Source organism: Mesocryomonas fontinalis (genome assembly GCF_055730125.2).
Map to the genome: position 1 here is coordinate 868,266 of NZ_JBUZWG020000001.1, position 12,667 is coordinate 880,932.

Here is a 12,667-nt window from a genome sequence, read left to right on the forward strand (position 1 = left end):
CCTCAGGCTGCGAGCGCAGTCGGCGGCGCGACGGCGCGGCCGGAGGCATCGAAGATCTGCATGTCGGCGGGATCGAAGCCGAGCTCGACGGCATCGCCGGGCTCGACGCGGTGGATGCCGGAGAGAAGCGCGACGATGCGCGACGCGTCCCAGTCGACGTGCAGGAAGGTTTCCGACCCCGTCACCTCGGAGATCACGACCTTGCCGCGCAGTCGTGTGCCGCCGCCACCGCCGAGGGACAGATGGTGCGGGCGAAGACCGACCTGGTACGGGCCATCCGCGAGGTAGCCGAAGCGACCGGGCACGGGCACCCGCAGGCCGGAGGCGGAGGTCAGGAGGTCGCCTTGCTTGGTGAGCGGAAGGACGTTGAGCGGCGGGTCCGAGAAGGTGCGCGCGGTGACGAGGTCGGTGGGGCGGCGATAGACGTCGGGCGTCGCGCCGAACTGCGTGACACGGCCCTCCGACAGCGTCGCCGTATTGCCACCGAGAAGCAGCGCCTCGGTCGGCTCGGTCGTCGCGTAGACGAAGACGGCGCCGGCCTCGGCGAAAAGCCGTGGCAGTTCCTCGCGCAGTTCCTCGCGCAGCTTGTAGTCGAGATTGGCGAGCGGCTCGTCGAGCAGCACGAGTTCGGCGTTCTTGACAAGGGCCCGGGCGAGCGCGGTGCGCTGCTGCTGGCCGCCGGAGAGCGTCAGCGGCGTGCGCTGGAGATAGGGGCCGAGCTTCATCAGCGCCGCCGCCTTCTGCACGGCTGCATCGATCTCCTTGCCGGACTTGCCGGCGACCCGCAGCGGCGAGGCGATGTTCTCGTAGACGGTCATCGCGGGGTAATTGATGAACTGCTGGTAGACCATGGCGACGTTACGCCTACGCACCGGCACGCCGGTGACGTCCTTGCCGTCCATCAAGATGCGGCCGGATGTCGGCCGGTCGAGCCCGGCCATCAGCCGCATCAGGCTGGTCTTGCCGGCGAGCGTCGGGCCGAGCAGCACGTTCAGCGAGCCACGGGCCAGCCGAAGCGAGACGTCGGCGATGTGCCGATCGGCTCCCACGCTTCTGCTGACATCGATAAGTTCGAGCACGAAACTAACCCTCCCAGGTCGCAACCTTGTCGTTCATTCTCAACAGGACCCTCGGCGTCCGCGGACGCCGCCGGGTATGTCAGGCCGCGGCGGTCCGCTGCGAGACTGCCTCTGCGGTGTAATTCTTCAGGCGCTCTTCCCCTCCCTGGGAGAAGCGCAGGCCGAGCTTGGTCCGCCGCCAGAGGATATCCTCGGCAGTATGGGCCCATTCCCGCGCGATGAGCCAGTCGACCTCGGCCTGAAACAGCCCATGGCCGAAGTCTTCGCCGAGTGGTCCGGCGCGGTATGTCTTGCCGCCGAGAATCGACAGCGTGTCGAGCCCGTAGCTGCGCACCAGCCGGCGCACTGTGCGGGCGTCGAGCGTCGGCGCGGCGGCCTGTACCCTTGCCTCCAGCGCGGGCACGCCGTCGATCGGGAAGGCGCCGCCCGGCAGCGGTTCGGTGCCGGTCCAGGATTTTCCGCGGGCGCCGATGCGCTCGCCGATCTTCTCCAGCACTTCCTCCGACAGCTTGCGGTAGGTGGTGATCTTGCCGCCGAAGGCATTCAGCACCGCCGGTTGGCCGGCTTCGCCCTCGACCTTGAGCACGTAGTCGCGCGTCGCTTCCTGGGCCTTCGAGGCGCCGTCGTCGTAGAGCGGGCGGACGCCGGAATAGGTCCAGACGATCTGGTCGGCGGTCACCGGCGTCTCGAAGTACTCGCTCGCGGCCTTCAGGAGGTAATCGGTCTCGGCCGGCGTGATCTTCGCCGCACCCGGCTCGCCCTCGAAATCCTGGTCGGTGGTGCCGATCAGGGTGAAGTCGTCCTCGTAGGGGATGGCGAAGATGATGCGGTTGTCGGCGTTCTGGAAGATGTAGGCGCGGTCGTGGTCGTAGAGCTTGCGCGTGACGATGTGCGAGCCCTGGACGAGGCGGATGTGGCGCGCCTCGTTGCGGCCCATCGCCTGCTGGATGATCCGGTCGACCCACGGGCCGCCGACATTGACGAGGAAGCGCGCGGTCACCGTGCGGGTCGCGCCGCTGTCCTTGTCGCGCAAAGTGATCCGCCAGACGCCATTCTCGCGGCGGGCCTCGGTGACCATGGTGCGCACCATGATCTCGGCGCCGCGGGCCAGCGCGTCGCGGGCGTTCAGCACCACCAGCCGGGCATCGTCGACCCGCGCGTCGGAGTATTCGAAGCCTTTCGAATAGCCCTTCTTCAACGGCGCGCCGAGCGGGCCCGAGGCCAGATCGACCGTCTCCGTCGCTTTCAGATCCTTGCGGCCGCCGAGGTGGTCGTAGAGGAAGAGGCCGAGCCGCAGCAGCCAGGCCGGGCGCAGGCCCTTGTGATGCGGCAGGACGAAGCGCAGCGGCCGGATGATATGCGGCGCGATGCGCCAGAGCACCTCGCGCTCCATCAGCGACTCGCGCACCAGGCGAAACTCGTAGTGCTCGAGATAGCGCAGGCCGCCATGCACCAGCTTAGTCGACCAGGACGAGGTGCCGGACGCCAGATCGTTCATCTCGGCAAGGCCGACCGCATAGCCCCGCCCGGCCGCGTCGCGGGCGATGCCGCAGCCGTTGATGCCGCCGCCAATGATGAAGATGTCGAACGTATCCATGCCATCCCTTTTCGCATTGCAGCATAAAACTTGCGCTTGCGAAACTTAGGCGATGTTCTGCGAAGGTAAAACGAAAGTCAATCGCAATTCACGTTAGATCTTCTCCGCCTGTGGAAGACGGGGCTGCCGGAGCTGCCTCGACGAGGCGGATCTGCTCCTCGGTGCAGATCTGGCGGATCTGCGGCAACGGGCAGTGGTCGGTGACGAAGCTGTTGATCTGGCTGAGATGGCCGACGCGCACCGGTGCGCTGCGCTCGAACTTCGTCGCATCGGCGGCCAGAATCACGTGTCGGGCATTCGAGATGATCGCCTGCGCGACGCGGACTTCGCGGTAGTCGTAGTCCAGCAGGGAGCCGTCGGCATCGATCGCGGAGACGCCGATGACGGCGAAATCGACCCGAAACTGCTTGATGAAATCGACGGCGGCCTCGCCGACAATGCCCCCGTCGGAGCGCCGGACGACGCCGCCGGCGATCACCACCTCGATCTCCGGATACGGCCGCAGAATGGTGGCGACGTTGATGTTGTTGGTGATGACCATCAGCCCCGCATGCCGCAGCAGGGCCTGCGCCACGGCCTCTGTCGTGGTGCCGATGTTGACGAAGAGCGATGCGCGGTCGGGGATGAGGTCGGCGACGGCACGCCCGATCGCGGCCTTCTCGGTGGCGGCGATCGTCCGCCGGGCGTCGTAGCCGACGTTCTCGACCCCGGAGGACAGCACGGCGCCCCCGTGCACCCGCGCCAGCAGCCGCTGGTCGCAGAGCTCGTTCAGATCCTTGCGGATGGTCTGCACCGAGACCTCGAAGCGCTGCGACAGCTCCTCGACCTGCACGCGGCCCTGACGCTTGGCGATTTCGAGGATTAGCAGCTGTCGATCGGAAAGCATGGGCGGCCCTGGCAACGAAAGGTTGTCCTGCTTAAAACGAAAGCCGTTCGATGAAAAGCGAAAGCGCACTGCAACAAACGAGCGTTTTCGCGTTCTCCGGCGGACCACGAGCTGGCTGTAGCGGACGCGACGAAGTTTCGTCGACGCGGTTATCCCGTTGCGGTCGCTGGACTGCCGAAAGGTGGGAAATGCCCGTTCACAAGCAGTTTGTCGCTCCCCGGCAGAAACGTCGCAGCGGTTGTCGTCCGTCATCGGCGCACTGTTAGGTAGGTAACTTTATTTAGAGATGTCCCTGATTATAAGGTGGAAACGAGAGCAGGGCCGCGATGGGGCAGAGCATTTTGGAGATGGAGAAAAGCCGGGCGGACATTCTCGCACGGCTGAAGCTTCTCGACTCGCCGCCGGAGCATGACTTCGATCTTCTGGCGGAGATGGCGAGGCGAACCCTCGGCGCCAAGATATCCCTGTTGAGCCTCGTCGATGCCGATCGCCTGTGGTTCAAGGCAAAATGCGGTCTGGATCTATCGTCGATCCCGCGGCAAAATTCCCTCTGTTCCGTGGCGCTCGACAGGGACGAGGCCCTGGTCGTGCCCGACGCGCGTCTGGACCCGATGTTCGCCAACAGTCCCGGCGTGCTCGGGCCGCCGTACATCCGCTTCTATGCCGCCATTCCCGTCCGGGCGGTCTCGGCCGAGGGGGAGCGCGTTTCGATCGGCACCATCTGCGTGATCGGCGACGAACCGCGGTCGATGACGGCCGGCGAACTCGACACCTTGCGGGACTTCGCCCGGCTTGCAGAGGTTCTCATCGAGGCGCGGGCGTCGGCGCTGCAGGCGAGCGACTTTGCGCGGGAGAGCCACGGTGTCGCCGTCGTGCTCGGGCGCGAGCAGCAGCAGTTCAAGCAAGCCGAGCGCATGGCGCAGATGGGGTCCTGGCGACTGTCGCTGCCCGAAAACGCGCTGAGCTGGTCGGAAGGCGTCTTCGCGATCCACGAACTGCCGATGAACGCCCCCGTGCCGGTCGAGACGGCTTTCGAGTTCTATCCAAAACCGGACCGGGAGATCGTTGCGGCGGCCCTTGCGGAAACAATCGCGACGGGAAATCGCTTCGAACTCGAGACTGATTTCATCACCGCACGGGGCAATCCGCGGCGCGTGCGGCTGATGGGGGAACTGGAGCGGGACGGGGAGAGGCTGGCCGCGGTGATCGGCGTCTTCCAGGATATCACCGAGACGCATCTCCTCGGCCAGGAACTGCTTCGCCTGTCGCGCACCGACGAGCTGACGCAGATGGCGAACCGTGCCGAGTTCAACCGCGTCCTGGACGGCGAAATCACCGAGGCGCGCGCGGAAAATCGTCGCCTGGCGGTGATCCTCATCGACCTCGATGGCTTCAAGTCCGTCAATGATCGCTTCGGACATGCCGTCGGCGACGATCTCCTTCGGCGGATCGCGGAGGTGTTCAAGGCGCCATATCTCTCGAACTGCCTGGCGGCCCGACTGGGCGGAGACGAGTTCGCGATGGTCTTCTCGAAACCCTCCGATCTCGATGCCATCGACCGGATCGTTCAGAACCTGCTCTGCGGCTTGCGCATGGTGGTCGAGCACGAGCACGGCGTGCTGCCCGTTTCAGGCACGATCGGCATCGCCTGGCTCGGCAGCGAGCCGATCGGCCGGAGCGAATTGCTGCGGCAGGCGGACGTCGCCCTGTACTCGGCCAAGCGCCGGCAACGGGGCACCGCCGAGACCTATCAAGCCGGACACCGCCTGGTTTCCGCCGAGGCCTGAGAGGGGCCGCCGCGCCCGGGCGTCAGCGGCTGGATTGAGCCCTCGCGAACGGCACCGCTGCGTTCAGATCGACGTCCTGCGGCTTTCGGCGATGTAGATCTCGCGCAGCCGCTTCGTCGCCGGGCCCGGGGTGCCACTGCCGATCGGCGTCCCGTCGATCTCGACCACCGGGGTGACGAAGGCCGAGGCGGAGGTGATGAAGGCTTCCGCTGCCGCCTTGACCTCGTCGACGGTGAAGCCGCGTTCCTCGACCGTCATGCCGTTCTCGGCCGCCAGCCGCAGCAGCGCGACGCGGGTGATGCCGTGCAGGATCTCTTGCGACAGCGGGCGGGTCACGATGACGCCGTCCGTGGTGATGATGTAGGCATTGTTCGACGAGCCCTCGGTGACCAGCCCGTCCGGCGCAACCATCCAGGCATCGTCGGCGCCTTGCGCCTTCGCCTGCATCTTGGCCATCGAGGGATAGAGCAGCTGCACCGTCTTGATGTCGCGCCGCGCCCAGCGCAGGTCCGGCACGGACGCGACCTTCAGACCCTGGCGAACACTCTCGCGCTCGAGCACCGGCACCGCCTGCGTGAACAGCACCAGGGACGGCGGCGTGCCCTCCTTGGGATAGGCGAAGTCGCGGTCGGCAACGCCGCGCGTCACCTGCAGGTAGATCATGCCCTCGACCAGCTTGTTGCGCACGATCAGCGAACGGTGGATCGCCAGCAGCGCCTCGGCATCGGCGGGCGCGGTCATCGCGAGCGCACCGAGCGAGCGGGTGAGGCGGGCCATGTGGCCGGCGAAGTCGATCAGCTTGCCGTCGACGACGGTGGTCACCTCGTAGACGCCGTCGGCCATCAGGAAGCCGCGGTCGAACACCGAGACCTTGGCCTCGGCCTCGGGCAGGAAGGCGCCATTGACGTAGACGATGCGGCTCATGGGATCCTCACGGCGGGCAGGGCGGGTGGCGCTAGCTATCGGAAAAACCGCCGTCGCGCCAGCGCGGGAAGCTTTCGTCTGCCGGCCACCGTCTGCACGCTCCCGCCCGCCCTTCCGCCGGCCGCAGAGGCCCGGTTGCGACTTTTGCCCGACAAACTCTAGGCGCACACACCCCAACCCGTTATCACCGGGCCGGGATCATGGCCCGATGCGGTGCGGCAGCGCGGCCGCCCGGAGGCCGACGACGTTAGACAGGGAGCCAGCATGGCCAACTACCTCGGTTTCGACCTCGGCACCTCCTCGCTGAAGGTGCTCGTCATCGGCGAGGGCCAGGCCCCGATCGCCACCGTCAGCGTGCCGCTGAGCGTCGAGCGGCCGGCCTTCGGCTGGTCCGAGCAGCACCCGACGAGCTGGCTGAACGCCTGTTCCGAGGCGATGCGGCAGCTGAAGGCGTCGCACCCGGCAGCGCTCGCCGCCGTCGCGGGCATCGGCCTGTCCGGCCACATGCACGGCGCGACGCTGGTCGGTGCGGACCATGGCGCCTTGCGCCCTTGCATCCTCTGGAACGACACCCGCTCGCATGCAGAGGCCGCCGAGCTCGACGATGCCGAGTCGCGCGGCATCACCGGCAACATCGTCTTCCCCGGCTTCACCGCGCCGAAGCTCCTCTGGGTGCAGCGGCACGAGCCGGAGATCTTCGAGCAGATCCGTCTCGTCCTCCTGCCGAAGGACTATCTGCGTCTCTGGCTGACCGGCGAGGCCGTGTCGGAAATGTCGGACGCCGCGGGAACGTCCTGGCTGGATACGGGGCGGCGGGTCTGGTCGGAGCGGATGCTGGCCCGCACCGGACTGTCGATGGCGCAGATGCCGCGCCTCGTCGAGGGCACCGAGGCCAGCGGCACGCTGCGCGCCGAGCTCGCGGCGGACTGGGGCCTGCCGTCCGGCGTGGTGATCGCCGGCGGCGGTGGCGACAATGCCGCGTCGGCCTGCGGCGTCGGCGTCATCAGGCCGGGCTCCGGTTTCCTGTCGCTCGGCACGTCCGGCGTCCTCTTCACCGCCGCCGAGAGATACGATCCGCGGCCGGAGACCGCCGTCCACACTTTCTGCCACGCCTTGCCGGATACCTGGCACCAGATGGGCGTGACCCTTTCGGCGGCGGGCTCGCTGGAGTGGCTGAGCACGCTTCTGCGCGAGAAGCCGGGCGAGCTGACCTGGGGGCTCGGCAGCGAGGTGCAGGCGCCCGGCCGTCTGACGTTCCTGCCGTACCTCTCGGGCGAGCGCACGCCGCACAACGACGCCGCGATGCGCGGCGTTCTGGTGGGTCTCGAGGCTGGAACGGACCGGACCGATATGACCCGGGCGGTGCTGGAGGGCGTCGCCTTCTCGATGCGCGATTGCCTGGAGGCCGGCGGCGGCAAGGTCGACCGGCTGATCGCCGTCGGCGCCGGCTCGCGCTCGACCTACTGGCTCGACCTGATGGCGACCGTCCTCAACTGCGAGATCGTGCTGCCGGCAGACGGCGACTTCGGGGCGGCCCTCGGCGCCGCGCGCCTCGGTCTTTGTGCCGCAACCGGTGCCGATCCCCTGACGGTCATGCTGGAGCCGCCGATCGAACGGCGTTTCGAGCCGCAGGCGCCGCTGTTCGGTGCGGTGGAGGAAGCCTATGGCCGCTACCGTCGCCTCTACCCGGCGGTCCGGCACGCCTAAGCTTTCGCGAAGGCTCTTGGTACCTCGTTTACCGTGCCGGCCACCTTGTTGCTGGGAACAACGCCTCAATTGTGCTGGGCGGCAAATCCACTATCGCCCGCAGCGAGATGTCGTCTATAGGAGCGAGGGAAGGGCTGGCGCCAGCGTCGGCCCTTTTCCGCCTCAAAGCTGACTCGTGCTGCCCTTCATCGGGGTTACGGACTTGCGTGAAATGAAGATGTCCGATCGTCGGCTCAACCGTATTGTCTTTGGCGCGCTGGCCCTCGGTTTCCTGGCGCTGATCATTGCCGTGTCCGCGACCGCCTGGGGCATCTTGCGCAACAGCGAGCTTGGGCAGTGGGTCACTCATACCTACCAGGTCGAGCTGGCGGTGAGCGAAGTCCGCAGTCTGACGGAGCGTGCCGAATCCGCCCGCCGGGGGTTCATCCTCAATCCCGATCCGCGTTTCGTCGAAACCTTCACGCGCACGTCGTCGGGATTGAGCGAGAGCCTCGACAAGCTCGAGCAGCTGACGCGGGACAATCCGCGCCAGGTCGAGCTCATGAAAACGCTGCGCGAGACCAGCGGACGCCAGGTCACGCAGGTGAACCGCAGCTTCACCTTGCGGCAGGAGGCGGGCGAAGCGGTTGCGGCGCAGCAGTTCATCTCCGACGGCATCGATCTGGTATTGAGCCTCCGCCAGATCCTCTCGGCGATGACGACCGAGGAGCAATCGCTGCTGGTCGAGCGGCGGGCGTTCGAGCAGCGCAGTCTCGTCTTCTCCTACATCGTCCTCGGCATATCGGCCTTGCTGGTGATTATCCTCGGCGGCGTCACCATCTGGGCCATCCGGCGCAACCTGCGCGACGTCAAGCTTTCCCGCGATACGCTGCGGGACCTCAACGAGAACCTCGAGGGCGCCGTACAGGCACGGACTGCCGACCTGCAGCGCGCCAATGACGAGATCCAGCGCTTCGCCTACATCGTCTCGCACGACCTCCGCTCGCCGCTGGTGAACGTGATGGGTTTCACCGCCGAGCTCGATGCCTCGGTGAAGCCGCTGTCGGACATGCTGTCCCGCGCCGAGGAGGAGGCGCCCGGCATCGTCACGGAAGAGGCGCGGCTGGCCGTCCGCGAGGACCTGCCCGAGGCGATCGGCTTCATCCGCTCGTCGACGCAGAAGATGGACCGGCTGATCAATGCGATCCTGCGGCTATCCCGCGAGGGGCGCCGCGTCATCTCGCCGGAGCCGCTCGACGTCGCCGAGATGCTCGGTGGCATCGTCGGCAGCCTGCAGCACCGGCTGACCGAGATCGGCGCCGAGGTCGCGCTGGAGACGCCGATGCCGCGGATCGTCAGCGACCGGGTCGCGATCGAGCAGATCCTCTCCAACCTCGTCGAGAATTCGGTGAAGTACCTCAAGCCGGGCCGACCCGGGCGCATCGTCGTCCGCGGACGCCACGCCGAGGGCCGCGTCGTCTTCGAGGTCGCGGACAATGGCCGCGGCATCGACCCGAAGGACCATGAGCGAATTTTCGACCTTTTCCGTCGTTCCGGCGCCCAGGACCAGCCCGGTGAGGGCATCGGCCTCGCGCATGTGCGGGCGTTGGCCTATCGTCTGGGCGGCATCATCACCTGCGCGTCGACGCTCGGGGAAGGCGCGACGTTCAGCCTGTCGCTGCCGCCGCGCTACAGCATCAACAAGGAGATGACCCCATGACCGGATCGCACCCCGTCAACATCATCATGATCGAGGACGACGACGGCCATGCCCGGCTGATCGAGAAGAACATCCGCCGCGCCGGCGTCACCAACGCCATCAAGCACTTCACCGATGGCACCTCGGCGGTCGAGTACCTGTTCAATGCCCCGGACGGACCGGCGATGAACGGCCCGGCGCTGGTGCTGCTCGACCTGAACCTGCCCGACATGAGCGGCACCGACATCCTGACGCGGATGAAGAGCCCGGACAGCCCGCTGCGCCGCACCCCGGTCGTCGTCCTGACGACGACCGACGACAAGGTGGAGATCCAGCGCTGCTACGATCTGGGTGCCAACGTCTACATCACCAAGCCGGTGAACTACGAATCCTTCGCGCAGGCTATCCGGCAGCTCGGCCTGTTCCTCAGCGTCATCCAGCTGCCCGAGACGGAAATCGACGGCTGATGACCTTGCGCGTCCTCTATATCGACGACGACGATGGCTTGCGGCGGATTACCGCCAAGGCTCTCGGCCGGCGCGGCTATGAGGTCGTGACGGCTGAATCGGGCGCCGCCGGCGTGGCGCTGGCGAGCGAGAGCGTCTTCGACGTTATCGCGGTGGATCACTACATGCCCGGCCAGGACGGGCTGGAGACGCTGGCCATGCTGATCGAGCTGCCCTACCGGCCGCCGATCGTCTACGTCACCGGTTCGGAGGAAAGCCGCATCGCCGTCGCCGCGATGAAGGCGGGCGCCACCGACTACGTCGTGAAAACGATCGGCGACGATTTCTTCGACCTTCTGTCGACGACCTTCCTGCAGGCGATCGAGCGCCGCCAGCTTCGGCTGGACAAGGAGGAGGCGGAGCAGTCGCTGCAGGCTTCCAACGCCCGGCTCGAGGCGCTGCTGAAGGAAGTGAACCACCGCGTCGCCAACAGCCTGCAGATCGTCTCAAGCTTCGTGCAGATGCAGGCAAGCGGCCTGTCCGAGCCGACGGCGAAAGCCGCGCTCCTCGATACCCAGCGCCGGATTTTGGCGATCGCCCAGGTGCACCGCCGGCTCTACACCTCGGACGAGGTCAACAATGTCGACATGGTCGACTACCTCACCGCGCTGCTGGAAGAGCTCGAGGAGACCTGGACCAGCCCGAGCGCACCGCGGCTGCTGAAGCTCGCGGTCGACCCGATGCGGCTGAAGACCGACATGGCGGTCTCGGTCGGCGTGATCGTCAACGAGCTCGTCAGCAACGCCTGCAAATACGCCTACGACCCGGCCACCGCCGGCGAGGTGCGGGTTTTCCTGACCAAGGTGGGCGCCGACGGCTTCGAGCTGCGGGTCGAGGATGACGGCCATGGTTTCGTCGCCGACGGCACCGCCCGCGGCACCGGCCTCGGCCGCCGGCTGATGGGCGCGATGGCGCACAGCCTGAAGTCGGAAGTGATCTACGAGCCGGTGCCGACCGGGGTGCGGGCGGTGCTGAGGGCGCCGCTGTAGACGCTGCCAAGAGGGAAGCAGCTGATATCCCCCTCAAGGGGGGAGATCAGCTGATCTGCTGGGCTTGCGTCAGCTTGGGACGCGGCTGGTCTTACCCTTGCGCCACTGCCTCCGACGCCTGCTTCAGCCCCCAGGCCAGCACCTCAGCCGCCCGTTCCGCACTGGCCGCCTCGACGTAGCACCGCAATTCCGGTGCATTGCCGGAGGCGCGGTAGTGAACCACCGTGTGGTCGGCGAGGCGCATGTGCACGCCGTCGAGGCGGTCGACCGCTACCACCTCGCCGACGTCCCGCATGAATGTCTCGCGATAGCCGGCATCCTCCGAGAGGCTTTTCAGAAACGCGCCGCTCCTGGCCGCTGGGACGTCCTGCAGGCGGTAGGCCGCGGTGTGGCCGGCATCGAGCTTGGCGACGATGGCGCTGAGCGTCTCGCCCCTGGCGGCGATGGTGGCGAGCACGCTGACGATCGGCAGCAGGGCGTCGCGGGTCGGCAAGGCGGGTAGGGTTCGGCCGTCGCGGACGATGTCGGTGCCGAGGAGGACGCCGCCATTCGCCTCGAAGCCGATGATGCCGCCGGCGGCGTCCGCCTCCGCCATGCCGGCGATGACGAAAGGCGAGCCGACGCGGGTGCGGATGACCGTCCGGGCAATGCCGGTGCACTCGATCGCCGAACTCGACGTCACCGGCGTCACGATGGTCTGGAGGCCGAGATGGGCGGCGGTCAGCAGCCCGATGATGTCGCCGCGCAGGATGGTGCCGGCGGCGTCGGCCACCAGCGGTCGGTCGGCATCGCCATCGGCGGAGACCAGCGCGTCGAAGCCGCCCCCCTCCGCCCAGCCGGCGAGCAGTGCCTTGTCCTCATCGCGGTGCGCCTCGGTGTCGACCGGGATGAAGGCCTCCGAGCGGCCAAGCGAAACGGTGTCCGCGCCGAGCTGCTGCAGCACATCGGTCAGCACGTCGCGGGCGACGGTGCTCTGCTCGTAGACGCCGATGGTGAGGCCGGCGAGGCTGTCCGGCCGGAAGAAGCCGAGGCTGCGGGCAATGTAGGGGGCGAGGGCATCATACGGCTCGGCAGGGTTTACGCCGGTGACGGAAGGCGTCGGGAGAGCGGGCAGGGATGCGAAAGCCGAGAGGATCCCGGCCTCGTCGTCCTTGGTGATCTCGCCGTCCGCGCGGTAGAATTTCAGTCCGTTGCGATCGTCCGGGATATGGCTGCCGGTGACCATGATGGCGGGGTAGCCGAGGGTGAGGGCGGCCAGCGCCAGTGCCGGTGTCGGGACCGCGCCGCAATCCAGCACCGCCCAGCCGGCATCGGCTGCCGCCGCCGTGCAGAGGGCTGCGATCGCCGGGCTGCTGGCGCGCAGATCGCGGCCGATCAGAACACGACGGGCGCCGGCGCTGCCGGTGGCTTCGAGGTGGTCGAGAAACGCTCGCGTATAGGCGTAGCTGGGCGTTCCCAAGAGGTCGACGACAAGGCCGCGCAGGCCGCTGGTGCCGAATTTCAGGCTGGACATC

Annotated in this window: 10 protein-coding genes; 5 read left to right on the forward strand and 5 right to left on the reverse strand. The window is 67.3% G+C overall.

Features of this window, described 5'->3' with window-relative positions; all coding sequences use genetic code 11:
• Positions 1–2 precede the first annotated feature (2 nt).
• The 3 genes from ACZL02_RS03990 to ACZL02_RS04000 all read right to left on the reverse strand — a co-directional run bounded on the left by ACZL02_RS03990 (position 3) and on the right by ACZL02_RS04000 (position 3,562).
• The gene (locus tag ACZL02_RS03990; RefSeq protein ID WP_472938873.1) at positions 3–1,079 is read right to left on the reverse strand and encodes an ABC transporter ATP-binding protein; all 1,077 of its coding nucleotides are present in this window, start codon (positions 1,077–1,079) and stop codon (positions 3–5) included.
• A 79-nt stretch (positions 1,080–1,158) separates the two neighbouring features.
• The gene (gene glpD, locus ACZL02_RS03995; protein ID WP_472938874.1) at positions 1,159–2,676 is read right to left on the reverse strand and encodes a glycerol-3-phosphate dehydrogenase; all 1,518 of its coding nucleotides are present in this window, start codon (positions 2,674–2,676) and stop codon (positions 1,159–1,161) included.
• Positions 2,677–2,764: 88 nt separating this feature from the next.
• Complete coding sequence (locus ACZL02_RS04000) at positions 2,765–3,562, reverse strand: DeoR/GlpR family DNA-binding transcription regulator (protein ID WP_472938875.1); 798 nt, start codon at positions 3,560–3,562, stop codon at positions 2,765–2,767.
• A 326-nt stretch (positions 3,563–3,888) separates the two neighbouring features.
• On the opposite strand from ACZL02_RS04000, the gene ACZL02_RS04005 reads away from it, so the two are divergent.
• Entirely contained in the window at positions 3,889–5,349 is a 1,461-nt protein-coding gene (locus tag ACZL02_RS04005) for a diguanylate cyclase domain-containing protein (protein WP_472938876.1), read from the forward strand.
• A gap of 63 nt (positions 5,350–5,412) precedes the next feature.
• Here the strand turns inward: ACZL02_RS04005 and ACZL02_RS04010 are convergent, their stop codons facing one another.
• Complete coding sequence (locus ACZL02_RS04010) at positions 5,413–6,273, reverse strand: D-amino-acid transaminase (RefSeq protein WP_472938877.1); 861 nt, start codon at positions 6,271–6,273, stop codon at positions 5,413–5,415.
• 264 nt (positions 6,274–6,537) lie between these two features.
• Here ACZL02_RS04010 and xylB point away from each other — a divergent pair, with 264 nt between their 5' ends.
• From xylB to ACZL02_RS04030, 4 genes are all read left to right on the forward strand, one after another.
• On the forward strand, positions 6,538–7,980 hold the full coding sequence (xylB, locus tag ACZL02_RS04015; RefSeq protein ID WP_472938878.1) for a xylulokinase: 1,443 nt from the start codon (positions 6,538–6,540) through the stop codon (positions 7,978–7,980).
• Between the two features lie 217 nt (positions 7,981–8,197).
• A complete protein-coding gene (locus ACZL02_RS04020; protein ID WP_472938879.1) occupies positions 8,198–9,679 on the forward strand; it encodes a sensor histidine kinase in 1,482 nt (493 codons plus the stop codon).
• Positions 9,676–10,125 (forward strand): response regulator, encoded by a 450-nt coding sequence (locus tag ACZL02_RS04025; protein WP_472938880.1) that lies wholly within the window; start codon positions 9,676–9,678, stop codon positions 10,123–10,125. Before ACZL02_RS04020 ends, ACZL02_RS04025 begins: the two co-directional genes overlap by 4 nt.
• On the forward strand, positions 10,125–11,153 hold the full coding sequence (locus ACZL02_RS04030) for a sensor histidine kinase (RefSeq protein ID WP_472938881.1): 1,029 nt from the start codon (positions 10,125–10,127) through the stop codon (positions 11,151–11,153). The genes ACZL02_RS04025 and ACZL02_RS04030 overlap by 1 nt, the downstream gene beginning before the upstream one ends.
• Before the next feature lie 91 nt (positions 11,154–11,244).
• Here the strand turns inward: ACZL02_RS04030 and ACZL02_RS04035 are convergent, their stop codons facing one another.
• Positions 11,245–12,666, reverse strand: a complete 1,422-nt coding sequence (locus ACZL02_RS04035; protein WP_472938882.1) for a phosphohexomutase domain-containing protein — start codon at positions 12,664–12,666, stop codon at positions 11,245–11,247.
• Position 12,667: the final 1 nt, after the last annotated feature.

Excerpts from the sequence above, each read along its gene's own strand:
- ACZL02_RS04035 (WP_472938882.1), bottom strand. The coding sequence starts at position 12,666 with ATGTCCAGCCTGAAATTCGGCACCAGCGGCCTGCGCGGCCTTGTCGTC.
- ACZL02_RS04025 (WP_472938880.1), top strand. The coding sequence starts at position 9,676 with ATGACCGGATCGCACCCCGTCAACATCATCATGATCGAGGACGACGAC.
- ACZL02_RS04010 (WP_472938877.1), bottom strand. The coding sequence starts at position 6,273 with ATGAGCCGCATCGTCTACGTCAATGGCGCCTTCCTGCCCGAGGCCGAG.
- glpD (WP_472938874.1), bottom strand. The coding sequence starts at position 2,676 with ATGGATACGTTCGACATCTTCATCATTGGCGGCGGCATCAACGGCTGC.
- xylB (WP_472938878.1), top strand. The coding sequence starts at position 6,538 with ATGGCCAACTACCTCGGTTTCGACCTCGGCACCTCCTCGCTGAAGGTG.
- ACZL02_RS04020 (WP_472938879.1), top strand. The coding sequence starts at position 8,198 with ATGTCCGATCGTCGGCTCAACCGTATTGTCTTTGGCGCGCTGGCCCTC.
- ACZL02_RS04005 (WP_472938876.1), top strand. The coding sequence starts at position 3,889 with ATGGGGCAGAGCATTTTGGAGATGGAGAAAAGCCGGGCGGACATTCTC.
- ACZL02_RS04000 (WP_472938875.1), bottom strand. The coding sequence starts at position 3,562 with ATGCTTTCCGATCGACAGCTGCTAATCCTCGAAATCGCCAAGCGTCAG.
- ACZL02_RS04030 (WP_472938881.1), top strand. The coding sequence starts at position 10,125 with ATGACCTTGCGCGTCCTCTATATCGACGACGACGATGGCTTGCGGCGG.